22 protein-coding genes are annotated in these 23,568 nt (G+C 39.5%); 21 read left to right on the top strand and 1 reads right to left on the bottom strand.

Going from position 1 to position 23,568, the window contains the following annotated elements; genetic code table 11:
• The first annotated feature begins 21 nt into the window (after positions 1–21).
• The 13 genes from I6N96_RS00180 (at position 22) to I6N96_RS00120 (ending at position 14,993) form a co-directional block, all read left to right on the top strand.
• Entirely contained in the window at positions 22–2,808 is a 2,787-nt protein-coding gene (locus I6N96_RS00180) for a lectin-like domain-containing protein (protein ID WP_209555484.1), read from the top strand.
• A gap of 14 nt (positions 2,809–2,822) precedes the next feature.
• Positions 2,823–3,188: an EF2685/EF0750 family sortase-dependent surface protein gene (locus I6N96_RS00175; protein WP_209555483.1), complete on the top strand. Its 366-nt coding sequence runs from the start codon at positions 2,823–2,825 to the stop codon at positions 3,186–3,188.
• On the top strand, positions 3,185–3,991 hold the full coding sequence (locus tag I6N96_RS00170) for a WxL domain-containing protein (RefSeq protein WP_209555482.1): 807 nt from the start codon (positions 3,185–3,187) through the stop codon (positions 3,989–3,991). The genes I6N96_RS00175 and I6N96_RS00170 overlap by 4 nt, the downstream gene beginning before the upstream one ends.
• 76 nt (positions 3,992–4,067) lie before the next feature.
• Positions 4,068–4,841 (top strand): WxL domain-containing protein, encoded by a 774-nt coding sequence (locus I6N96_RS00165; protein WP_209555481.1) that lies wholly within the window; start codon positions 4,068–4,070, stop codon positions 4,839–4,841.
• A 209-nt stretch (positions 4,842–5,050) separates the two neighbouring features.
• Positions 5,051–6,148, top strand: a complete 1,098-nt coding sequence (locus I6N96_RS00160) for a WxLIP family cell surface protein (RefSeq protein ID WP_209555480.1) — start codon at positions 5,051–5,053, stop codon at positions 6,146–6,148.
• Between the two features lie 12 nt (positions 6,149–6,160).
• The gene (locus tag I6N96_RS00155) at positions 6,161–6,823 is read left to right on the top strand and encodes a hypothetical protein (RefSeq protein ID WP_209555479.1); all 663 of its coding nucleotides are present in this window, start codon (positions 6,161–6,163) and stop codon (positions 6,821–6,823) included.
• Between the two features lie 13 nt (positions 6,824–6,836).
• Positions 6,837–7,517: a signal peptidase I gene (gene lepB / locus I6N96_RS00150; protein ID WP_245186787.1), complete on the top strand. Its 681-nt coding sequence runs from the start codon at positions 6,837–6,839 to the stop codon at positions 7,515–7,517.
• A gap of 546 nt (positions 7,518–8,063) precedes the next feature.
• On the top strand, positions 8,064–8,906 hold the full coding sequence (licT, locus tag I6N96_RS00145) for a BglG family transcription antiterminator LicT (protein WP_209555478.1): 843 nt from the start codon (positions 8,064–8,066) through the stop codon (positions 8,904–8,906).
• Between the two features lie 136 nt (positions 8,907–9,042).
• Positions 9,043–10,923, top strand: coding sequence for a beta-glucoside-specific PTS transporter subunit IIABC (locus I6N96_RS00140; RefSeq protein WP_209555477.1), 1,881 nt, complete (start codon positions 9,043–9,045; stop codon positions 10,921–10,923).
• A 21-nt stretch (positions 10,924–10,944) separates the two neighbouring features.
• Entirely contained in the window at positions 10,945–12,393 is a 1,449-nt protein-coding gene (locus I6N96_RS00135; RefSeq protein WP_209555476.1) for a glycoside hydrolase family 1 protein, read from the top strand.
• Positions 12,394–12,599: 206 nt separating this feature from the next.
• The gene (locus tag I6N96_RS00130) at positions 12,600–13,409 is read left to right on the top strand and encodes a PrsW family glutamic-type intramembrane protease (RefSeq protein WP_209555475.1); all 810 of its coding nucleotides are present in this window, start codon (positions 12,600–12,602) and stop codon (positions 13,407–13,409) included.
• A 214-nt stretch (positions 13,410–13,623) separates the two neighbouring features.
• Positions 13,624–14,442 carry a hypothetical protein gene (locus tag I6N96_RS00125; protein WP_209555474.1) on the top strand — a complete coding sequence of 273 codons (819 nt, stop codon included), beginning with the start codon at positions 13,624–13,626 and terminating at the stop codon, positions 14,440–14,442.
• A gap of 47 nt (positions 14,443–14,489) precedes the next feature.
• On the top strand, positions 14,490–14,993 hold the full coding sequence (locus tag I6N96_RS00120) for a DUF4303 domain-containing protein (RefSeq protein WP_209555473.1): 504 nt from the start codon (positions 14,490–14,492) through the stop codon (positions 14,991–14,993).
• A gap of 129 nt (positions 14,994–15,122) precedes the next feature.
• On the opposite strand, the gene I6N96_RS00115 is transcribed toward I6N96_RS00120, so the two are convergent.
• A complete protein-coding gene (locus tag I6N96_RS00115) occupies positions 15,123–15,893 on the bottom strand; it encodes a CAMP factor family pore-forming toxin (RefSeq protein WP_209555472.1) in 771 nt (256 codons plus the stop codon).
• A 370-nt stretch (positions 15,894–16,263) separates the two neighbouring features.
• Here I6N96_RS00115 and I6N96_RS00110 point away from each other — a divergent pair, with 370 nt between their 5' ends.
• The 8 genes from I6N96_RS00110 (at position 16,264) to I6N96_RS00075 (ending at position 23,425) form a co-directional block, all read left to right on the top strand.
• On the top strand, positions 16,264–17,073 hold the full coding sequence (locus tag I6N96_RS00110) for a hypothetical protein (RefSeq protein ID WP_209555471.1): 810 nt from the start codon (positions 16,264–16,266) through the stop codon (positions 17,071–17,073).
• A 318-nt stretch (positions 17,074–17,391) separates the two neighbouring features.
• A complete protein-coding gene (locus tag I6N96_RS00105; protein WP_209555470.1) occupies positions 17,392–17,913 on the top strand; it encodes a hypothetical protein in 522 nt (173 codons plus the stop codon).
• A gap of 486 nt (positions 17,914–18,399) precedes the next feature.
• A complete protein-coding gene (locus I6N96_RS00100) occupies positions 18,400–18,687 on the top strand; it encodes a hypothetical protein (protein ID WP_209555469.1) in 288 nt (95 codons plus the stop codon).
• Positions 18,688–18,818: 131 nt separating this feature from the next.
• On the top strand, positions 18,819–19,742 hold the full coding sequence (locus tag I6N96_RS00095) for a hypothetical protein (RefSeq protein ID WP_209555468.1): 924 nt from the start codon (positions 18,819–18,821) through the stop codon (positions 19,740–19,742).
• A 48-nt stretch (positions 19,743–19,790) separates the two neighbouring features.
• Entirely contained in the window at positions 19,791–20,462 is a 672-nt protein-coding gene (locus I6N96_RS00090; protein ID WP_209555467.1) for a response regulator transcription factor, read from the top strand.
• Complete coding sequence (locus tag I6N96_RS00085; RefSeq protein ID WP_209555466.1) at positions 20,459–21,517, top strand: HAMP domain-containing sensor histidine kinase; 1,059 nt, start codon at positions 20,459–20,461, stop codon at positions 21,515–21,517. Before I6N96_RS00090 ends, I6N96_RS00085 begins: the two co-directional genes overlap by 4 nt.
• An 18-nt stretch (positions 21,518–21,535) precedes the next feature.
• Positions 21,536–22,069, top strand: a complete 534-nt coding sequence (locus tag I6N96_RS00080) for a hypothetical protein (protein WP_209555465.1) — start codon at positions 21,536–21,538, stop codon at positions 22,067–22,069.
• A 231-nt stretch (positions 22,070–22,300) separates the two neighbouring features.
• Positions 22,301–23,425: a helix-turn-helix transcriptional regulator gene (locus I6N96_RS00075; protein WP_209555464.1), complete on the top strand. Its 1,125-nt coding sequence runs from the start codon at positions 22,301–22,303 to the stop codon at positions 23,423–23,425.
• Positions 23,426–23,568: the final 143 nt, after the last annotated feature.

Below are 23,568 nucleotides of genomic sequence, written 5' to 3'. Positions count from 1 at the left end.
GAAAGGAGATGAAGTAACTAAATGAAAATCGGAAAAAAGTCTTGGGTACTTGGCTCAATTATCGTTTTATTATTGACGGCTGTACTTGTTATCTGGAATAACGACATATCCTTGATACGAGGAGCAGAAACGGAAACAATTGTTAAAACAAGGACGACTCTTGAAGAGGATAAGCTGCTTATTGATATATCGATTCCGAATCCTGAATCTGGAGAATATACATTTGATTTTGAAGGGGTGGATGAGGTGACGGCTGAGACGATAGAAGCCGGCATCATCAATAAGGATGAGGATAAAGTAGCTGTCTTAGACAATGGAGATGGTACATCGAAAAAAGTCGTTTTTTTTAGCGAGGATGCCCAGTCATTTGATTTGACCGTTGAAGTTCAAAAAAGTGATGATTCAGAGCAATCTGTAATCAGACTGTTTGATCCAAAGGGTGGATTGATTGTTGAAAGGAATCTTGATTTTACGGCTTTGGCGGAGTTTTCAGCTGCTAATGAACTGCGAACTGGCTCATGGTCAGGGGCTAATGTCTTTCCGACAGACTCAATCTCTTTATCGGATGTGTTTAGAAGTCCAATCGGTTCAGGGCCAAACCTGATGGATGAAGGAAGAGTTCTTCAAATCGTCGGGGGAAATTCCCAGACCGGAGCAATTTGGTCTAAGCGGAAAATTAATCTATTAAGAGATTTTTCATTTACCTCATATATCTACTTGGGGAATGGGAATAATGGAACAACAACTTCAAACAGCACAGTTGCAGATGGTATCACGATGGCTTTTCAGAATGATCCAAGGATGGAAACGACTCCTAATACAGTTGTGGGACCGGGGGGAGCGGGGCTAGGTATCTATAGTGTCAATTCAGCTAATTCCAGCAATTTTATTCGAAATGCTATTGCCTTGGAATTCGACCCCTTCAACAACGGAAATATCGATTCAAATGTCTCCACTAGTGGAGGGCATATTGCTGTCATGATTCCAGCAGGCCGAAATGATCAATCCGCAAACAGAACACACCATGGATTGCTAGTCGCTCCAACCAATAGTGCTACAGCAGCTGATCGAATGTCAAATGATACTTGGCGAACACTGGATATTCGATGGGATGCAGCAACACGAACACTTCATTATACAATTGATGGTTTTGGAAGTAACTCGTATACTGTGGCTAATTTGAATACAGCATTTGGCGGTACATCAGTGTACTGGGGATTTACTGGTGCAACAGGTCAGTTAATGATGGATGCCAGAATCGCCATGACGGAAATTCCAGGGAATACAACACATGATTTAAAAGTTCAGAATATTACTCAAAGCTCAGCGATAGATACTACTGTAAAAGCCTTCAAAAATGATACAGTTCGCTTCACCGATTCTATTGTACCCGATGAGGATGCAATTTTGAGCGGAGATGGAGCCTCTGTTGTAATCAACTTACCAGAGGGATTAGCATATAAGAGTGGAACAGTATTTTTTGACGGCAATCCTGTGGATGACAGCCAGTTGGAAATATCAAATCAAACAATCAAATTGTCTAATTTACAGCTAACAACTAGCCGGGCATATGATCTGACTTTTGATGCGGAGGTAACAACAGATGATGATGATATATCACTTGCTACAGTAGTAGAAGTCTTTTCTGCTTCGGGAGCTGCCTGGGGAATTTCTGGTGAAGCAGTTGTTACTATCCCCAATATAGGAAGTGTTACGTTTCATTATTTGAATGATTCGGGCACGCCGATTGCGGGAGTAAATAGTAAAACGATTTATGGCGAGCTTGGAGAAGGCTTTTCTGAATCACCACAGGCTATTCCGTATTATACGTATGATCGTACAGAAGGATCAGCTACAGGAAACTTTACCGATACACCGCAAACTGTCAATTTTTACTATAAGAGAAATCAAGTTTCTTTAACAGTCAGGTTTGTTGACGAAGAGGATAACAATTTGCGGACACCGATTACACAATTAAAAGATGTTGTATCAATCGTTGATTTGACTGGAGATACAGCTATAACTGCAGTAATCGATGATCTTTTGGGAGATCACTATGAAGTGATAGCCAGACCTGATGATGAAGATAGGCTGGAAATACCTGAAACTAATATCACTGTCAAATATGTCTTTAAGCAAACAGATATCTCATCTGTTTTGACGGTTGAATTTGTTAATGAAGTGAATCAGGTGCTTTCAGGATACACAGTCACTATAGATGCTCAGATTGGCGATACGATCAATCTGCTGCAGCAACCAAATGTGACAGCACAATTAGCAAATCTGGAAACTGCTGGCTACGAAATAGCTGAACGTCCGTCGAATGAAACTGCGGTAGCAATCAATGCAGCGACAGTTACTGTTCAATATAAAATACGAGGACTTTTGAGTTTGACTTCCGTACCTAGTGCGTTGGATTTTGGTTCACTCACATATAATGCAACTGCTAAGCGAGTAGAGAACCCCTATTTTGATGAAAACTTGGTGGTAACTGATACTAGAGCTAGTGCTGAAGATGGTTGGCACTTAACAGCTACATTATCTGCGCCGATGAAAAATCAAGATGGGAAGATATTGAACAACGCATTACGCTATGTCTATAACGGAGATGAAACAATTTTAGATAGTAATGCGGTACCAGTTTACTTGAATACCACAGGAGCCGCAGGGGTATTGAACATAAGTGATACTTGGGGAGATTCCGCTGGTACAGATGGTGTGAAACTTCAAATCGAATCATCGGATATTGTTTATACAGGAGATTATGTCGGCGTGATTACTTGGAAAGTGATGGCCGGTCAGCCTTAGAAGGAGAGAAAAAAATGAGATGTAAGAAAATAATCGTTCTATTCTGCTCCTGGGTTGTGATTCTAAGTATTTTTAGTACTCCAGTTGTTGTCCATGCGAGTGATGGAGCAGGAGGACAGGTAAAAACGGGTGGTAAGATCTCATTTTACGAAGGATCAACGACAAGTTCATCCACTGAGTCAACCACATCAGATGAACCGAATACAAGTCAACCGAGTACAAGTGAAATAACCGACTCCGCCACTGTGGAGAAGCCAGCCGGGAAATATCCCAGCACAGGTGAACTTATAAAGAATTACAGCTTTATCGGCAGCAGTATACTACTCATTTTATTGTCACTGCTCTTTTTACGTAAACGTAGAGAGGGGGACAAGCCATGAGATGTTGGGAGCAAAGACTTATTGGTTCAGCGATATTGCTGCTTTTGTCAATAAGTGCAACAGGTAATGCTGCTCAAGCAACGGAGAATTCCTTAGGAAGTGATGGATCTATAAAAGTAGAAGTCAGTGATACGACAGTTCCGGTTGATCCGGAAAATCCGGAGGATACAGTCAATCCTGGTGAAGGGCCATCGACAAAAGGTACATTACGTATTGATTATGCTTCTTCATTGGATTTTGGTGATGTTCAAATCACGGAAAGCGAACGAGTCTATAAAGGGTTGGCGCAGCAGTTTTTTAGCGACACAGCAGCTAGAGGCAGTTATATTCAAATTACCGACCAACGAACAACGTCCACAGGATGGACATTACAAGTGAAACAGAACCATCCTTTTAGAAATTCTGTGATTCAAAATGCTGATGAGCAGGAACTGATAGGCTCTGTTCTTTCATTGGATAAAGCTTGGGCTAACAGCAGTAGCTCCAGTGATGCACCTAATGTTACAAGAGAAACGATTGCATTAAGTGCAAATAATACGGCGTATGAGCTGGCGACAGCAACTGTTGGAACAGGTAGAGGTGTTTGGACAATCAGCTTTGGTGCTTCAAAAACCAATACCGATAATCAGGAAGCGACTCTAGCACCAGTTATTGATCAAGCAGGTAATCCTGTGATTGATGAACTATACAATAAACCGATGTACAGCAATTCTGCTATCACTCTATCTATACCTGAAAAGGTAAAAATACATCCGGTTTATTATGAAACAGAAATTACTTGGATTCTTGCAGCACTACCATAAAATTGTGATGCCCTCAGGGAAACCTGAGTATCAAATAGAAAAACACTACACACATATCTTAGGAGGAAAAACACATATGAAACTTAGAACATTATCTTCAGCTGCATTAGTAGCTGCACTGACAGTAGGAGCACTTTCACCAATGACGGCATTTGCGGATGCAACTGAGCTAGATTCAACAGGAAATGTTATCGTTGAAGAAGGCGGAGACGAGCAAATTCCTGGGACAGTCGATCCAGAAGATCCAGATGAGATTTTACCAGAACCAGATCCTGATGGACCAGACGAGAATACAAACCCGGATCTTGGTGCTTTGATGATTGAAAAAACAACAGACTTGGATTTTGGTACAATCAAAACTTCTGCAAATGAAGTAACAGCTTACGCATTGCCAATGAGCTTTGGTGGTGGAACTGAAACACGTGGTGCTTATGTACAATGGCGCGACATCCGTTCAGCAAGTTCTTTCGGCTACACAATATCAGCTAAAATGACACAACAGTTTACAGGAACAGACGCTTCTAATGTATTGACTTCTTCAACTGTTTCATACAACAACGGAATGGCAGTAGCACAAGGCGATAACACAAATACGGTTCCTTCTAACGTTTCATCAGCATTCACACTACAATTGAATGTTGCATCAACAGTTGTTACAGCGGATAAAGATGCTCAAGAAGGTAAAGGTCGTTATATCATTGAGTTTGGTCAAAGTGAGACTTCTACAACTGGAACTCCAGGAACAGATGCTGAATCTGTATTGCTGACAGTTCCAGCGGCAACAGCTTCTAACATGGCGGAAGACACATATACTGCTAAAATCACTTGGTCAATTGTAGCAGCAGCATAATTTACTCACTTTGTTGAGATAAGGACAGGAGTGTTTCGCTCTTGTGGATAGAAAGAAATATTGAGGAATCGTCGGATATTTCGATTTATCTTCAGGAGCAATGCTTCTGTTTTATATTCTGTTTATGAAAGCGTGAGTAGATCGGCTAAGCTTTTTGACAAAGAAGGTATGTTTACATAGAAATAAAGATGAGAATGAGGTTTTTAATTATGGAGAGACGGCTACATCCAATAGTAGTATTTACTTTTTTGACAATGGTATTTGTATCATTTTTTTCAACTGAGGGAGCAGTATTTGCTGACGAAAGTGGTGATGTGTCAGGAGCAACGGGCTTTACTTACAGCATCAATTTTCCAGATAATCAAATGGAAGAAGATATTGGCTACTTCAAGCTGAAAATGAGTCAAGGGCAAGAACAGACGATCCAAATTTCACTGAGTAATCCCAGTACAGAAATTGTAGAAATAAATGTAAGCTTGAACGGAGCTAAAACAAATCAAAATGGCGTGATTGAATATGGCGATTCTGATATTGAAAATGATCCGTCACTGAAGTTTGATTTCACTGATATTGTCACTGGTCCAGATTCTATTACACTCGAGCCGGGAGAGACAAAGCATTTGGCTATGAAGATACAAATGCCGGATACAGGTATTGACGGTGTGATAGCCGGAGGGATTCAGTTAATGAGGGCTAACCAAGACGAGCAAGCCTCCGACGAAGGTGGTTCTAGGATCATCAATCAATATGCATATGTTGTAGGGGTTCTTTTACAGGAATCAGAAGATCTTCCCGAAGCCGATTTGGCATTGAACAGTGTTTACGCAGATCAGGATAATCATAGAAATGCTATCTTTGTAGACTTCTCCAACGTAATTGCATCTTATTTAAATGATATGACAGTAGAGGTTCAGATAAATAAAAAAGGAAACAACAGTGTCCTTTACGAGCGGAAGCAGACAGCGATGCGAATGGCGCCTAACACATTTCTTAAATTTCCAATCAGTATGAATGGCGAACGAATGGCAGCGGGAGAATACACTGCTGCAATATTGGTAACATCCGGCAATCGTAAATGGGAATGGTCAGAAGATTTTGAGATAACAAATGAAGAAGCCGATAAATTCAATGAGCGGGATGTAGGTCTTGTTCAGGAAAAAGGGCTGGACTGGAAGTTAATAGCAATCATTGTTGTTAGTGTATTAGCAGTCATCGGGATTATTTTCTTTATTATTCTTATGATCAAAAAAAATCGACAAAGAGCAGATGCGCACAGAAGAAAAAGGAACAGGAAGAAAAAAGATTAGGAGCCGGGGATTATGTCAGTTTTAGATAGTATATTTATTGGCGTTGTTGTTGCTGCGATCCTCTTTTTCATTGGTACAGTTTATTTCCTTGTTCAATTTGCAGTGATTAGAAGAAAAATCCAAAAGCTATCGACTAGACGAGTGAAAAATAAAAAGAAGAAGCAGCTTAGGAAGAGGCTGAATCAACTCAAAAAAAAGAAGAGAAGAAGTGTAACTTCTTTCGTCGTTTTCCTTCTACTGACGATGAGTTTTTCCGGTGGTTCATTTTATATTTCCTATTATCAATCGAGAAATCTGACGACAGAGGATTCTGATTTGGTAGTAAAAGGATATTACCTACTTAGAGATTTTGAAGAACAGCTGTTAAAAGCTGGAAATCAGGAAGAGGATGAGATCAAGATCCAACAAAATATTCGTTATTTAGCTGCAACGTTAGCGAGCTATGGAACGAAAAAGGCAAGCAATGTCAATTCAAAGGAGGGGCAGCTGGCTCTTAACCGTTATTATACTTCACTCATGCAAATCGGGATGAATACGAGTACTCAGACCAAAAACTTTTTCGCCAATATGGATTTAGTCGGAGAATTTTTGAATGATGCGGATAGAATAAAGGAATATGAAAAAGCTGCATTTGAGTATTATCAGGTGGATGAATCTGCCCTTTTAGAAGAGTAACCAGAGCTATTTAATGATGGAAAAAAAGCAGACACAGGTACGAAAGAGAACAACTACCAGTGGAAATATCCAAACAAACACCTTGTTGTCTCAAAAAAAAGGCCGGAAGAAGCATCAAAGTCAGCCTTCTTTTTTGAAGGCTGGGAATAGGAAGAAAAAACGGAGCAGAAGTTTTGTCAAAGAGATATCCTTATCCGTTCTTCTTGGGCTAGTTTTGTCTGTCCTGCTTGCCTCTTTTTTCTTTACGTTGGTTACTGTTCGTGGTTTTAGTATGTCTCCAACACTAAGAGATGGCAATGTCTTGCTGGTAAGAAAGACAGATAGGCTCCAGCGGTTTGATTTGGCGGTTTTTTCAAGGGGAGAAAATACCCACGTTCGTCGTGTTATTGGTCTGCCTGGAGATAAGCTGCAGTATAAGGATGATACCTTATTCATCAATAATCAACCGTTGGATGAAAAATTTCTTGTAGAAAAGGTAAATCAGAGTCAAAAGAATGGAAAAAATTTTACAGAGGATTTTTCTCTTTCCATGTTAGGGGAAATGACAGTTATTCCGGATGACCGCTATTTATTTTTGGGGGATAATCGCCCCTATTCGACAGATAGTCGACATTACGGCTTAGTCAAGGAGGAACAGATTATTGGAATAGCTAAGGTGAAATTTTTACCATTAAATCAATTGCAGGGGTTCTGAGTGAGTAATAGATCAAAAATGGCAAGGGAATTTAATTTTATCTACAATTCAGAGCTTGAAATAGCCTTGTAGATACGGAGATAACGAGTTTCGAAAGGACAATCAAATCCGCTTCTATAAAAAAAGTTGAATAGTCGACTTTGCTAACTGAGGGATACTGTTGAGTTGGGGTCTGAAGAGTAAATCATCTCCCCCTTTTTCAATGAGGAGTGCTTCTTGTGAAAGCAGGGACAGGGTGTGTTTATTTGAAGAAAACATCTACCCCGCAAAGAAAGAAAACGGGATCTTGGTTCTTGTATGAATAGTAAATATGACTGTCTATTTTAAAAACATTCGTTATTCACGTAGGATTGATAGGGTTTTCAACAAAAATAAATTAAATCGCTTTTTCAGCTTGTAAATTCAAAAAATACGTGTTATTCTGATTACGTTAATGGATTGTTACTGTTAGGCAGGCAAAACCAGAATCAACTTATGTAGGCTATATTTAGTCGAAGCAGTAGGAGGATTCTAGGTTTTTTTATTTTGGAGTGGGGAGCGTTCATTATGATTATTGAAAAAATATTGAATAACAATGTAGTGATGGCGCGGAACAGTTCAGGCGAAGAAACTGTCTATATGGGAAGAGGACTAGCCTTTAAAAAGAAGGTTGGCGATGAGATCCAGCAGGAATTCGTTGAAAAAGAATTTGTGCTGAAGGATTCCGTTCTTTCTACACAATTTCAACAATTGTTTTCTGATCTGCCTTCTGAAGAGGTGGAAGCTGTAAAAAGAATTGTTGATCTGGCTGAGGAGCAGTTAGGCACAGAACTTTCTTCTAATGTGTATCTGACCTTGACTGACCACATTCATTATGCGATTGCTCGGGCGAGGGAAGGTATCGAGCTTCCTAATCCGCTAAAATATGAAACACGCAAGTTTTACCCTAAAGAATTCGATATTGCCAGACAAGGGATTCAACTGATCAATGAGCAATTTGATGTGGAATTCGCCGATGATGAAGCCGGTTTTATTGCTTTTCATATCGTGAATGGCGAGCAAGGTAATAACACGATGGAAGAAACGATGACTGCTACTGAGATCGTTGGGAATGTGTTGACGATCATCAGCAGATACTTCGGATTACCCTTCGACGAGGATTCCTTGAACTATCAACGAATGGTTACCCACTTACAATTTTTTAGTCAGCGATACCTAAAGGATGAGCTGAACAGTGAGGAAGATGAATTTCTTTACGAGCTGATTCAATCAAAATATCCAAAGGCTTTCCAATCGGTGCAGCGTATCAATCAGTACTTAGTGACGAAATACGATAAGCCCGTTGGCAAAGCAGAGCAAACTTACCTGACCATTCATATTCAGCGACTGGTGGGAGAAAAAAACGAATAATACTCAATCATAGGATTGTTACTGGTTATGCAGGCTAAACCCGGATTGAAAAGATAAGTGAGTACAACACTGCTTTGTACTGCTATTTTTTCAATTTGGGTTTTTCTTATATATAAAAACAGAAAGAGGGAGAACAATGAGTAAAAATCAAGAGACAGCGAAGCGCGTGCTTACGCTAGTAGGTGGAGAAGGAAATGTCAATAGCGTTGTTCACTGTGCAACACGACTACGTTTCAACTTAAAAGATGAAAGCGCTGCGGAAACAGAAAAATTAAAGAACGATCCGGATGTCATCCAGGTGGTTCAAAGCGGCGGGCAGTATCAGGTTGTTATCGGCAGTCATGTGAGTGATGTCTATAAAGAATTACTGGCACAAAGCGGTTTAGGAAACGAATCCAATGAGAAATCTGAAGGAGCAAAAGGCAATATCTTTAATCAGTTGATTGATATTATTTCTTCGATTTTCACACCATTCTTAGGTGCAATGGCTGGTGCCGGTGTATTGAAGGGGTTCCTGACACTGGCATTAACAATGGGGTGGCTGGCAGCTGATTCCGGTGTTTATCTGGTATTGTTTGCTGTTGCTGATGGTATATTCACGTATCTGCCAATCTTGTTGGCCTTCACTGCTGCAAAAAAATTCAATACGAATCAGTTTTTAGCAGTCTGTCTGGCGATGGCATTGGTTCATCCAAGCATCAATGCGTTGGCTGGTACAGAGTTGAGCTTCTTCGGTATCCCAGTGATTTTGGGTGCTAGCGGCTATACATCTTCAGTTATTCCAATTATTTTAGCAGTTTTTGTTATGCAGTATGTTGAACGCTTCTTCAAAAAGGTTGTTCCAAATGCATTGCAGATCATTGTTGTTCCACTAGCTGTATTCTTAGTAATGACACCATTGACATTCATTTTGATTGGTCCAATCGGGACAGTCGCAGGTAATCTGCTTGGTGGTGCCTATAACTCTATTTACGGCTTGAGTCCTTTACTGGCTGGAGCTGTTATGGGTGGTTTATGGCAAGTGTTTGTTATGTTCGGTATGCATTGGGGCTTTGTGCCGATCATGATGCTGAATCTTTCAGAAGCCGGCGGTGGGATCGATTCTATGATGCCGATGCTTTTACCGGCAGTAATGGCGCAAGGAGGAGCTGCGTTGGCTGTCTTCTTGAAGAGTAAAGATGTGAAGATGAAAGGATTGTCACTTTCTGCCGCATTGACGTCTATTTTTGGTATTACAGAACCTGCCGTTTATGGTGTGACATTACCATTGAAAAAACCATTTATTGCAGCCTGTATCGGTGGTGCAGTTGGTGGTGCGTTCGTAGCATTCAGCGGTGCGAAAAACTATGTCTTTGGTTTGGTTAGTGTCTTCAGTTTACCTGGGTTTATTGCTCCTGGTTCAAATGATACTTCTGGTGTGGTTTCAGCAGCGATTGGTACTGGGATTGCGATTATTCTGGCATTTGTTCTGACCTTTGTATTAGGATTTGATGATCCTGTTCAAGCAGAAGCTGCCGAAAAAACAGACGATGGTATAGGTGATGCAGCAATTTCCGGTGAACAAAAGATCGTATTAGCAAGTCCAATCAGTGGAGATATCCTACCTCTTTCTGAAGTAAAGGATGATGTGTTTGCTTCAGGTGCGATGGGCAAAGGCTTGGCAATCCGTCCGAACGACGGTAGTGTATATGCACCTGTTGATGGTGAGATCACAACGATTTTCCCAACAGGACATGCAATCGGAATCACTTCAAAGGATGGTATCGAGCTGTTGATCCATATCGGTATGGATACGGTTGAATTAAATGGCGAAGGTTTTGAGACTTTTGTGAAAACAGGTGATAAAATTACTAAAGGAGATTTGTTGGTAAAATTTGATGCAGTGTTGATCACAGAAAAAGGATACTCTGTAGAAACGCCGATCGTTGTGACAAATAGCAATGATTTTTTAGATGTTTTGGATTTGTCTCAAGAGAATGTTTTACATGGCGAAGATTTTCTAGTAGTAATCAAATAATTGATTTGGAGGAAGCAGACGATGAAAAAAATTACCGGTTTTCCTGAAGGGTTTTTATGGGGCGGAGCGACAGCCGCAAATCAGCTAGAAGGTGGTTATCGTGAAGATGGTAAAGGACTTTCTGTTGCAGATGCGATGCCGGGTGGCAAAGAGCGCTTAGCAGTATTATCCAGTGAAGAATTTGACTGGTCGATTGATGAAGAAAAATATGTTTATCCAAACCATCGTGGGATCGATCACTATTATCGTTTCAAGGAAGATATCAAGCTGTTTGCAGAGATGGGCTTCAAATGCTATCGCTTCTCAATTGCTTGGGCGCGTATCTTCCCGCAGGGAGATGAACTTGAACCAAATGAAGCTGGCTTAGCATTTTATGAGTCAATGATCGATGAGTGCTTAAAATATGATATTGAACCAGTCATTACGATTTCTCACTATGAGCTTCCTTTGAATTTAGCGGTAGCATACGGCGGTTGGAAGAATCGTCAGCTGATCGAATTCTTTGAACGCTATGCGAAAATAGTTTTGACACGCTTTCATAAAAAAGTAAAATACTGGATGACCTTCAATGAAATCAATTCAGCATTCCATATGCCTGTTTTAAGTCAAGGCTTGATCAAGCAGACAGGTGCTGGAGATAAGCAGAATCTATTCCAAGCGTGGCATAACCAGTTTGTTGCAAGTAGTTTGGCGGTAAAAATTGGTCATGAGCTGGATCCGAATCTGCAAATCGGCTGTATGATCATTTATGCGACAACTTATAGCTTAGATGCGAATCCAATCAACCAAATGGCAACATTGGAACAAAATCAGGAGTTCAATTTCTTCTGTACCGATGTGCAGGTTCGTGGAGAATACCCAGCATATACGAGTCGCATCTTCAAAAAATATGGTATTGATGCAGATAAACTGGAAATTCTTGATGGTGATTTGGAGCTGTTGAAGCAATATCCAGTGGATTATATTGGTTTCAGCTACTACATGTCTACTGCTGTAACGATCACTGAGCAAAGTGAAGAAGTCGGCGGCAATCTACTTGGTGGCGTTCGGAACCCATTCTTGGAAGCGAGTGAATGGGGCTGGCAAATCGATCCGGAAGGACTGCGGATTGCGTTGGATGAATTATATGACCGTTACCAAAAACCATTATTTATTGTTGAAAATGGTTTGGGAGCGATTGACAAGGTTGATGAGCATTTCTATGTTGCAGACGATTACCGTATTGATTATCTGCGTCAGCATATTGAGGCTATGGAAAAAGCCATTGAAGATGGCGTAGATTTGATGGGTTACACGCCTTGGGGTTGTATTGATTTGGTCAGTGCTTCGACAGGAGAAATGAGCAAGCGTTACGGGTTCATCTATGTTGATCTGGACGATAATGGAAATGGCACAATGAATCGCTATAAGAAAAAATCATTTGATTGGTATAAGCAAGTGATTGAGTCGAATGGTAAAAATTTAGCTTGATTAGTTGAACGTAACTAATCAACTAGATGTTAAATGAGAACACTTAAAGTAATGGTTGGTCGACTAACCTTGCTTTAAGTGTTTTTTACGTCCGGTAATCGGGTTAACATTTTCAGCATAAAACATTTCATGCTATATTTACTAGTGAAGCAGGAAGGCCAAACTCCTGGCTTCTAAGACTATGGACATTAGAGGAGGAAGACGATATGAAGAGAAATAGTCTGTTGTTTTTCATTTTATTATCCATTGCGATAGGGGTAGAGTATGAATTCAATGACTTAGGAGGATTGGAACTCTCGACAGGCAATTATTTAGAATTATTAGTCACGTTCTTCTTATTAGGTATATACATACTCCCGATTTGCTATTTACTTGTAAAATATGCCGGAAGATGGAAAATCCCGAAATATATCATTCCGTTGTCAATTGTCAGCGGAGCCTATGCGACCGGTTGGTTGGCAGGCTATGGGAATGATTATCTGCTGGAAGGTCTAAAGCATGTATTTGGCAGCTCAAAAGCATTGGAGGACTGGTCCGCAGCGTTGACAGCGCCATTCGTTGAAGAAGCACTTAAGCTCTGCTGCGGGCTCGTCATTTTGTATCTGTTGAATCGCAGGAATGTACAATCTGCCTTTATTGTTGGTGCGAGTGTTGGTCTGGGTTTTCAAATCATTGAAGATATCTCCTATATCGTGATGGAGGCACAAGAGTCTTTTCAGACAGTTGTTCCGAAAACTTTGGAACGTATCTCAGGGTCGATCAGCTCTCACTGGTCCTTGACCTGCATTTTTTCTGTAGCTGTTATTTGCCTGCTTTCAAAGAATCAGTCGATCCAAAAGAAAACGGTTCGATTATGGTTGGTAACGCCTATTTTATTCCATTTCATTTGGAATTCCCCAATCAATGATCTACCATTAGTCAGTGCAGTTCTGTCTGCATTTACAATCATGATCGTCATCCAAATTATCAAATTTGTAGAAGCCGATCAAAGAAAGATTCCTCAAATCAAAAACTGATCACAACAAAGAGATGACTGAACAAGTCGGAGGTATTAGGCGACTGTTCAGTCGTTTTTTTATTTATGGTTAATTAGTTAGTCATGTATTTTATTACTCAAATGAAGTGAATCTGGATTGACTGTTTTATCTTTGTTATGATAGTAGAAGAGATCAGCTGTGCTTATAGAGAAAAACCAGTTGATACTAAAACGAAAAAGTCAGGAGCATAGGTATGAAAGAAAGAGTATTTGAATTATTTAATGAGCATGAGATGATTGAACCTGTTACTGCTGAAACGCTCACAAAGGCTTTCGAAGGTCTTGATCAGGGAAAGTCTCATATATTGATATTAGAAGCGACGCCTTTGATTGAAAAAAGTCCTTTCATTCAGGTTGCATGGGAGAAGGGCATTTACGTGGTTGAAATTCAGTTTAAGGACGGCAAACAGTTTCAGCAATTCCGTAAAAAGACAGAAGATGTTAGGGAATGCCATGAGCTGTTTCAGAGCTACCTATCAGGGAAACTTCCAGAGCTATCTGGTTGGCAGGATGTGACTGCTGAAATCATTTATTATTATGACGATGAAGAAGAGGGGGTTGCGAAGAAGACCTCACATCCGTTTTTTGTCCATCATTTTACCCATGAGCTGTACTATAATATTATCGATGACTATGCACCGTTTGGTAATGATACCGGCAATGATAGCCTTCGTATGATAGAAGACCACTTAGCTAAAGAAGAGGATGTAGAGGATTTTGACAGCTTACCCGTCTATGTTGCGAACTCATGGAAAATTGAGTATCTTGATCCGATGAAAATGACGGATGATCCCGATCTTATTTCTAAAAATGAACAAATGATTTTTGAATCTTGTCAACTTACGATTGCGGTTGGCTTTGGTGTTATTAAGATCACAGGAGGGATTGACTCACCGCTTAAGGAACGAACGATTTGTGCATTGGCGCAAATGTCGACATTGCTGCCGGACGGGAAAAAAGCCTATCAATTACAGATCGATGATTTGAAAAAATTCCAAGCTTATGACGAGTAGCAGCTGTCCAATGGGCAATATCAAGGGCAGAACGAGGGGAGGACAATATGGGTACTTTTGAACAGTTTGATCAAGAATTGAGGGAACAATTGCCTTCAGTTATTGAAGAAGCTTTATCAGCGGAGGCAAATGATAAAATTTACAGTATAGCATTTGTTACGACGGATGATTATTATGGATTCTATGTAGCCTCTGATCACGATACGGAGAATAATCCACATAATATCTGGGAATTTTTTGAATGGAAGCAGGCAATATATCCTAAATTTCTTTATCAGACAGTTGTAGAAATTGTCGAAAGTTCACCAATCGACTTTACAAAAAGATCTGATGAAAAGTGGAACTTTGGGCAACAATTAATGGGTTTGTTGAATAAGCATATCCAGTCGCTTCAAAGTGAAGTGTTTGAAAAGCACGGCTATCAGAAAGAAGATATTCTGTTCTTTATGACCATGTCTGACGGTGATTATATGGATGAACTGCTAGTTGAATCGGTAAAGCTGTTCAATCAGTCAGAAACGATCGAGAAGTACCAGATTTCTTTGGAATGATGTTTTTCTATCAATCAAAAAAGCTTGTGTATCTGATATGGATAGAGTTCGTCTCATTTAGTGCTTCTTTGCTCTTGAATAATAAAAATCCTTCACGCAGCATCAGCTGCATGAGGGATTTTTTTGACTCTATTTTGCTGCTTCTGTAAAGCTTAATGCAAGCTCCAAAGCATTTTCTAAGCTTTGAATTGCTGCATTGACATCACCGACTGTTGATTTCAAGCTAAGCTGAACTCCAACGGCTCTAGTGATCACTTTGTTTAAATCGTTGTATACAGCAAAAGGTACTTTCCCTAAGATTTTTTTATCTCTTTCAAAGCGAGTTGCCCAAATTGCAGCATCCAACTTTTGTTTTACGGGATAAGTTGCTTTTGCGTTTAAGTCTAGATCAGGATAAGTTAGTACCTTCTCCATTAGGTTTTGTAGAGAAACGATTTGCTGTTCGATTTTTGATACGCTGGCAAATGGATCAGCTACAGTGATAACTGCTTTTGTGATTTCGACACCAAGTTCACGGTGTGCTTGTTCGACTTTGTTTCCTAGTTGCTCAACTGAAAAGGCAATCGCATTACTGATTTCAGTGATTAGCTGTAGACGTACGCCGATACTATCAAGATCGTAGATAGTTACCATATTAAAGCGCGCCTTATTTGCTGCAGCATTAACATCTTGCTCAAGATTATCCAACACAGGAATCAATTGATTAAGAGCGTCTTCATAGTCGGTACCGGCAACTTTATCTTCCAGGCCTTCCAGTTTTTCTCTTTCCTGCTCAATCACTCCTGCTTCATTTTGAGTGACTGCCTGTCCTTGCTCTGCAAATGCAGCTGTTACTCCTGTGCCAATGCTTGCCCCAAACAATGCTAATGTCAGCACGCTGATCAATGTTACTTTTTTCATTTTATTCCTCCTGCTTTCTATTGAGATTATTTATACTCGAAAAATTATTATAATAAATAAAAAGTAGAAACGCAATGTTTTTTTTACAAATAGTATGCGTTGTTTTTTGTATAGAAATGAATAGTCAATGATTTGCCTGCTGAGTTAGTGGCTTGATGCTTATGCTTTCTGAATTCTGTGCAAATATTTTAAATGCTTTCTATTTGTTTTTTTATGTGGGAGTTCTGTATTTTGTATGATTTTAATAAATAAAAAACATTCATTTTTTTGATTTTATCCGAAGGAAAATGATTGAAAAAAATAAATTTAATGGATTTTTATAAAGTTCTTTATGTTATTATTTTATTATATATTGAGGAGGTATTTTAAAATGAAAGTGAAAAAAATGTTTTTAAGAACATTGGTATGTGTTGGAATGTTGGGTTCTCTATTTATTGGGGGAACAGTATCGGCAGAGGAAAATGAGTCTGTGTATATCCCCGATTTTAATGTGAGAGATGCCCTAGCTGGTTCATTTCTAAATCAGCTTCCAACTCAATCCGATTTGGCCGATTTAGAAATGGATTCTTTGTATACGATTGCTGGTCAGGATCCTTTAAATGCTAATCTAAGCGGGTTTCAACATGTTGCTAACTTGAAAGAGCTGGTAGTTATGTATGGTACAAGTATTATGGATTATCGACCAATCAGTGCCATGACTAACTTGGAGTCATTGCATTTTAATCTTCCTGGAAGCGAATTTCCAAAACATTTTGCTGATTTAGATTTTGTCACAAACCTGAAGAAATTAAAATCATTTTCCTTTGAGAAAAATGTATTGGATTTGACACCTTTAGATGAGCTTCCTGAACTAACCGAGGTATCTATTGGCTACGCTTATGCTGCTCCGACCACAAGCACAGTGAAGCATTTGATATCAAACACAACGAGAGAATTGGTTTTTGCCAACCCAGTGACTTTCTCTAGTCATTTCGATGGTGGAGAGCTAATTGTAACAGATAGAGATAGATACACAGAGAATATTGAAGTCTCTCAAGATGAAAAAGTAATCAAAGTTTCTGAAATCCCGGCAGGATCAGAAAGTATTGTTCTCATGTTCAAAAATAGTAACTATTCTGAAGGTTGTTATGCAGATTATATTATGGAGTATGAAATTCCTTTAGTCTGGTATGACATGTAAAATTCTGCAATAGAATATAAAGGCTGCCTCCTTTGTCCATTGAAGACGAGGAGGCAGTCTTTTTCTATTACTTTTTTTCGAAATTTAATAGTATAGTAAGGAAAAATAATTTATTCAATAAACTGTTTCATGAAAAATGATTTTTTACAAAGCATAGAACAAAGAAATTAGAAGCAAGTATCATTTTATAATAGGATTCATAGATACTATGAGTTTTTAACAATTTACAAACAATTTACAAGTAATTCAGAAACAAAACGACGGTAAGATACAAACAGATCAAGAGAAAACAGTTACTAATTGAAGGAGAGAACAAAAATGATGGAAGAAAGAAATAAGGATTTTATCGGTTATGAGTATAAGGAAGCAACAGTAAATCGTTCATTGGAGGCATTATTTGTGGACAGCTATGCTAGTATGGGCTGGCAGTTAGTAGAAACTACGATGCCCATGCAGGGAAATGGAAAGATATCCATGCGATTCAAGCGTGATCGAAAAATTCGTAATAAGAGTGAGCTAACAAGACTTCAACGTCAGCTAGATGGACTTATTACGGAAATCGATCGGTTGGAGTTTTCCAAGAATACGAAAGCAGCTGGTACTGCTTATGTGCTCGGACTGATTGGTACAGCCTTTATGGCAGGCTCTGTCTTTGCTTATATAGCAGGATTGCTGGTGCCCAGTATTATTCTGGCGATTCCGGGATTTCTAGGGTGGATCATTCCTTATTGGGTGTATCGGAAAATTCGTCAGGAAAAGGTCAATGAACTCAACCCATTGATTGAACAACGATATGATGAGGTCTATAGTACCTGTGAACAGGCAAGTGCACTGGTTTAAGAGTGGTATATACGTTATTGAATGCTAGTCAAACAGTAACGATGACTATACAGATAAAATAAGGAGGAACCGAAATATGGTAAAAATAGTTATTGCAGCAATTGTGATCGTCGTAGTGTTGGCGGTAGGCACGTTTATTGTTAAAAGAAAAAAATGAGTTGAAGAAAGTAGTCAAATTGAGGCTGAGACATAAATAAATTTCCATGCCTCCTTTATATCTATAGCTGAGTAAGCGGTGGGACAGAAGTGGTTTTTTCGGAAATAAGCCGAGATTTGTCAGAGCTGAATACTTCTGTCCCAAGCTCATTTGGCTGTATACATAGTGTTATTCAATGTTTAAGACATAGGTTAATTTTAGAAAAAATCTGGGTCAAAGGAAGTGAGGATATGGTGGAGGTTATTTTGGCGGTAATGATTGCAGTAGTCATTGTATTATCTACACAGCAATTAGAGCTTGTTTTTAATGGATAATGGAGGTGGAAAATAGTGGATATACATCAAAATAGGCAGTATTCAGCAGCCATAGATCTAAAAAGAAGAGAAACAGCAAACGTCTTTGGAGTACCTGTAAATCAACGACTTTTACTAACGTACACTATTGATAACTTTCATGGTACAGCAGTTTTTTCATTAGATGGCATCGGAAAAATAGGCATTTGGAGCCCAAAGTCTCGAAGTGGTATTTTGTTGAGCTTTATTATAGAAAAAGGGTTCTTTCAGATAGAGAACCTGCCAAGTGAAGTAACTATTCTGGGGATTTCTTGGATAAGCTGATTTCTGAATGATCTAGCGACTGGGTGCCGTTAAAAATCGACAATGATTTTGAAGAAATAAATGCTGTATTTTAACAAAACAGAAACAATGCTATGCTATATTAAGTAAAACAGCTATTTGGGAGGTCGAAGATGAAAGAATGGATGGCTCGAATCATGGGGATTCAACCAAGGCTTTTACCAACCAGTATCTTATTACTTTTATCAGCAGGAGCCTCTTTATGGATTGTTTTATTGCCGGATACTATGAGCATCCCAACATGGGGAATCTATCCTGTTTTTGTTATGGCGTTCGGCAGTCTGCTGCTATTGATTTGGTCACTGATCATTCATGCTAAGGGTCATCCAATAAAGAACCTGATGAGACACTTAAGTGAAGAGAGCGCTCTGTTGACAAAATTTTTTAATGATTATTCGTTTCGAACGATAACAGGGGCGTATGGTTCTCTATTCTTCAATAGTCTTTTAGCGGTCTCGAAGGGCTGGACCGGAGTGGTTTCTTCCTCCTCTTGGTTTGTTATATTGGCAAGCTACTATTTGGCAGTAGCCGTTGTTCGTTTCTTATTATTGAAAAGTAGTAGAAAACTAAAAAAAATCACTGAACCGAGCATGCACAGTTCGTATCAATGGAAGACCTATCGTTTGAGCGGCATTTTTTTATTAGTGATCACACTCTTGCTTCAGCTGACAGTTGTTCACATTGTAATAGCCGGCAGTGGGCATATTTACGAAGGCGTGTTGATTTATGCGGTTGCTTTTTATGATTTCTATTTTTTATCGAAAGAGATCGTCCATTTGATCAAAGCACGGAAAACAAAAGATCCAATTTTAAAAGCGATAAAAGCCGTCAGCTTTATGACAGCGATGGTTGCAATGCTTTCTTTACAGACCGCAATGTTTGCTTCTTTTGGTGTAGAAACAGAACGTTCTTTTCAACAGCTGATGAATGCACTGAGTGGAACGGTGATCTGTCTGATCGGCTTATTTATGGGGATCCGTATGATTATTACTAGTAAAAAACAGCTGTTGCTATTGGCAGAAAATCAAGCTGAATAAAAGGTCTATGCTTAAAAAATGAGAAGTAGTTACTCAGGAGGAATGTTGATGATTCATATTTTAGTAGTGGAAGATGATAAAAAGCTTAACCAGATTGTATGCACGTATTTAGGTGATAAAGGATACCAAGTAAAGGGATGTCTTGATGCAAACGAAGCCTATGATGCAATGTATAGTCATTTGTATGACTTAATCATTTCTGATATTATGATGCCGGATATTGATGGCTTTGAATTTGCTCAGACGGTTCGTGAAATCAATAAAACGATTCCAATCCTTTTTATGACTGCCAGAGATGATATGACTGCCAAGCAAAAAGGATTTCAAGTGGGAATAGATGATTATCTTGTGAAGCCCTTTGATCTTGAGGAACTGGCCTTACGCGTAGGGGCCATTTTGCGTCGAGCAAATATCGAAGCAGCGAAGGAGTTGACAGTAGGAAATCTGGTATTGGATTCAGACGCATTGAGTGCGATTGTTGATGGGGCAGAGGTTGCTGTCACATTACGGGAGTTCAACATCCTTTATAAGCTTTTAGCCTATCCGAAAAAGACTTTTTCACGTAGTCAGCTGATGGATGAGTTCTGGGGGCTGGAAAGCGAAACAAGCCTGCGATCTGTAGATGTCTACATCACAAAGCTGAGGGATAAATTTTCTGAGTGTGATGGCTTTGATATTGTAACTGTACGGGGATTAGGTTATAAGGCGGTTTTACGATGAAGCAAAAGAAAGGCATGAAAATCGGTCGCTTTTCTTGGGTAGAGTACCTGATTCTTTTTTTCAGCTTAGGAATTTTATCTGCGCTTCCGGCTATCTTTTATGGTGGGTTTAAAACGCTTTTAGCACATGCAATGCCTTATCTGGCGTGGTATGTTTTGTATTGGTTGATTGTAACGGCAGTTGTTTGCGGGGTATCTGCATATGTTCGTTATCATTCCTTTGATAAGCCGATGCACACGCTAAGCGAGGCGACAAGGAAGGTCGCTGAAGGAGATTTTTCTGTTTACGTCCAGCCGCCAAATATCGTTGCCGAAAAACAGAATTATATTGATGTGATGATAGAGGACTTTAACAAGATGGTGGAAGAGCTGGGAAGCATAGAGACGATGAAAACAGATTTTGTTTCTAATGTCTCCCACGAAATGAGAACACCCCTGTCGATCATCCAAAATTATGCAACAGCAGTGAAAAATCCAGCTATCTCAGTAGAATTGAAGGAAGAATATTTAGATACGATCATTGACAGTACGCAAAAGTTAGCTGATCTGATAACGAATATTTTAAAATTAAGTAAGCTTGAAAATCAAGTGATTCAGGCGATACCTGAACCGTATGATCTTTGCCGGCAATTAAGTGACTGTGTGCTCAGTTTTGAGGAACGTTGGTCGGAAAAAGATATCGATTTTGTATTTGATACTGAAGATCAGGCTATGGTATGCGCAGATAAGAGTATGCTGGAACTGATTTGGAATAATCTGCTGTCAAATGCTATAAAGTTTACGGAGCAGGGGGGAAGTATTTCGTTGATCCAGAAATCCGAACAAAAGGATATTGTTGTTTCGATTACTGATACAGGTTGCGGGATGACAAAGGAAACGATGAATCATATTTTTGATAAATTTTATCAAGGAGATACTTCTCATGCGCTGCAAGGGAACGGACTTGGTCTGGCCTTGGTTTTGAGAGTCGTACAGGTTTCAGGTGCAACGATTTCAGTGAACAGTGAATTGGATAAAGGCACGACCTTTAATGTTAGGATACCTGCAGTAAAATAAGCTGGATTGGAGAGACCTATGAATCGAATAGAAAAAGAAGGACATCATTTTATTGGGTATGAATACAAAGAAATATCTACAGCCAGTCCAATGTTTTCTTTGTTGGTGGATTGCTACGGATACTTTGGCTGGGATGTAGATGAGAATACACGTCATGCTCATACCGATCATTTCATCAAGCTAAAGCGTGACCGCCGAATCATCAATAAAGCGGAGCTTACCCGATTGCAGCGAAAATTTGAAGCTGGTGTAGCTGATTTAGTAGAACTGGAAAAGGCGAAAACGACAAAAGCAACGATCGCCGCATTAACATTAGGGATCGTCGGTACAGCTTTTATGGCAGGATCTGTTTTCGCTGTTACAGCAGAGCCTCCACGGATTTTCTTAAGTATTCTATTAGCTATCCCGGCATTTATTGGCTGGATATCTCCATATTTTGTCTTTAAGAAGATGAAGGCGATTCAAATAGAAGCCTTGAATCCTGTCATTGAAGAAACCTATGACGCCATTTATTCCGTTTGTGAAAAGGGAGCAAAGCTGCTCCATAAATGATAGCATTGCTGTCACACACTACTTTATTGGGATGAAAAAACCGAACCGGATCATACGAAGATCAGAAAACCTGATTTTGTGTGATCCGGTTTTTTTGTATTTCTTGAACTAAGTAAACGTCCATCTCATTGATGTATCTTAAAAGTTGATCATAGACACCAACAATTAACTGCTGTTCCATTGAAGATGGGTGCTTGAAAACGTAAAATAGAGTTGAAAGGATGTGCAGTCATGAAAATGAACCTGGGCTCTGTTATTGCAGAGAAAAGAAAAGAGAAGAAAATCACACAGCAGGAGCTGGCAGAATTTGTGGGTGTTTCGAAAGCAGCTGTTTCCAAATGGGAGACTGGCTTGACATACCCCGACATCACGCTGCTGCCGTTGCTTGCGGCGTATTTTGATATGACGATTGATTCATTGTTGAATTATGAACCGCAGCTGACGACGAAGGAGATCCAGCATATTTATACCTCTCTTAAGGGCTCCTTTGAGACAAAATCACCAGAGGATGTGCTGACCTCCATCAGAAGCTTTGTTCATCGTTATTATTCCTGTCACCCGTTTGTCTTACAGATGGGGCTGCTGGTGATCAATCATATTGACCGCCTTCCGGGAGCAACGATGGAGGACAAAGTACAGCAATATATGAAAGAAGCAGGAGAATGGTTTGTCCATGTTCGCACAGAATCGAAAGATCCTGAATGTATCATCCATGCTGCAAAATTAGAGGCCTATACTCTGCTTACCTTACAGGAAGCTGATCGGGTTCTAGAGATATTGGGAGAGACACTGCCGACCAGTTTTCCAGTTGAAAGCTTGATTGCCGGCGCATTTCAAATCAAAGGAGAAAATGATCGAGCAATAGCGACACTTCAAAGTGCTTTATTTCAGTATATAGGTGTAATAATGAGTCTGTTCACGAATTATCTTCAGTTATTAACAGATGAGCCTGAAAAATTTAAGGAGACAGTTAAAAGAGGGGAACAATTGGCAGAGATTTTTGATTTACAGCAGCTGCATCCCATCCTTTTATTGAACTTCCAGCTGTCTGCTGCGTCCGGCTTTGCACAAATGAAAGATGATCAGGGAGTTGTCGTTCTTGAAAAGTTTACGGATGTGTTGAGTAGGACAAGCTTTCCAACAGGATTTCATGGAGATGCTTACTTTGATCAGGTGGATCAGTGGTTTGACAGTCTAGAAACTGGAAGCCAAACTCCGAGAGATTCTGAGATGGTCAAAACAGATATGATTGATTTTGTTTTGACCAATCCTCTATTCTTGGCTCTTAGTGATCAAAAAGATATTCAGAAGATAGTTCTTCGATTGGAGCAGCTGAAAAAAAGAGACTTGATCTGAGACGGAAAAAGAAATACTGCTTTGTAGTTTAACTGAATCTATAGGTAAAGAAAGTATCTTATTAGGATACTTATATTCCCGACAGTTTCCTGCAACTCCTTTGCTTCTGTTCCAAACTATTTCTATAATAAAGATAGGCAAAG

Origin of the sequence: Enterococcus larvae (assembly GCF_017830045.1) — a bacterium.
Classification (GTDB): Bacteria; Bacillota; Bacilli; order Lactobacillales; family Enterococcaceae; genus Enterococcus_L; species Enterococcus_L larvae.
The sequence above is the reverse complement of the archived record's forward strand: the minus strand, read 5'-3'. Positions and strand labels throughout refer to the sequence as shown.

Bases quoted from the DNA above. Each gene is read 5' to 3' on its own strand.
- I6N96_RS00180 (WP_209555484.1), top strand. From the start codon at position 22: ATGAAAATCGGAAAAAAGTCTTGGGTACTTGGCTCAATTATCGTTTTA.
- I6N96_RS00175 (WP_209555483.1), top strand. From the start codon at position 2,823: ATGAGATGTAAGAAAATAATCGTTCTATTCTGCTCCTGGGTTGTGATT.
- I6N96_RS00170 (WP_209555482.1), top strand. From the start codon at position 3,185: ATGAGATGTTGGGAGCAAAGACTTATTGGTTCAGCGATATTGCTGCTT.
- I6N96_RS00165 (WP_209555481.1), top strand. From the start codon at position 4,068: ATGAAACTTAGAACATTATCTTCAGCTGCATTAGTAGCTGCACTGACA.
- I6N96_RS00160 (WP_209555480.1), top strand. From the start codon at position 5,051: ATGGAGAGACGGCTACATCCAATAGTAGTATTTACTTTTTTGACAATG.
- I6N96_RS00155 (WP_209555479.1), top strand. From the start codon at position 6,161: ATGTCAGTTTTAGATAGTATATTTATTGGCGTTGTTGTTGCTGCGATC.
- lepB (WP_245186787.1), top strand. From the start codon at position 6,837: ATGATGGAAAAAAAGCAGACACAGGTACGAAAGAGAACAACTACCAGT.
- licT (WP_209555478.1), top strand. From the start codon at position 8,064: ATGATTATTGAAAAAATATTGAATAACAATGTAGTGATGGCGCGGAAC.
- I6N96_RS00140 (WP_209555477.1), top strand. From the start codon at position 9,043: ATGAGTAAAAATCAAGAGACAGCGAAGCGCGTGCTTACGCTAGTAGGT.
- I6N96_RS00135 (WP_209555476.1), top strand. From the start codon at position 10,945: ATGAAAAAAATTACCGGTTTTCCTGAAGGGTTTTTATGGGGCGGAGCG.
- I6N96_RS00130 (WP_209555475.1), top strand. From the start codon at position 12,600: ATGAAGAGAAATAGTCTGTTGTTTTTCATTTTATTATCCATTGCGATA.
- I6N96_RS00125 (WP_209555474.1), top strand. From the start codon at position 13,624: ATGAAAGAAAGAGTATTTGAATTATTTAATGAGCATGAGATGATTGAA.
- I6N96_RS00120 (WP_209555473.1), top strand. From the start codon at position 14,490: ATGGGTACTTTTGAACAGTTTGATCAAGAATTGAGGGAACAATTGCCT.
- I6N96_RS00115 (WP_209555472.1), bottom strand. From the start codon at position 15,893: ATGAAAAAAGTAACATTGATCAGCGTGCTGACATTAGCATTGTTTGGG.
- I6N96_RS00110 (WP_209555471.1), top strand. From the start codon at position 16,264: ATGAAAGTGAAAAAAATGTTTTTAAGAACATTGGTATGTGTTGGAATG.
- I6N96_RS00105 (WP_209555470.1), top strand. From the start codon at position 17,392: ATGATGGAAGAAAGAAATAAGGATTTTATCGGTTATGAGTATAAGGAA.
- I6N96_RS00095 (WP_209555468.1), top strand. From the start codon at position 18,819: ATGAAAGAATGGATGGCTCGAATCATGGGGATTCAACCAAGGCTTTTA.
- I6N96_RS00090 (WP_209555467.1), top strand. From the start codon at position 19,791: ATGATTCATATTTTAGTAGTGGAAGATGATAAAAAGCTTAACCAGATT.
- I6N96_RS00085 (WP_209555466.1), top strand. From the start codon at position 20,459: ATGAAGCAAAAGAAAGGCATGAAAATCGGTCGCTTTTCTTGGGTAGAG.
- I6N96_RS00080 (WP_209555465.1), top strand. From the start codon at position 21,536: ATGAATCGAATAGAAAAAGAAGGACATCATTTTATTGGGTATGAATAC.
- I6N96_RS00075 (WP_209555464.1), top strand. From the start codon at position 22,301: ATGAAAATGAACCTGGGCTCTGTTATTGCAGAGAAAAGAAAAGAGAAG.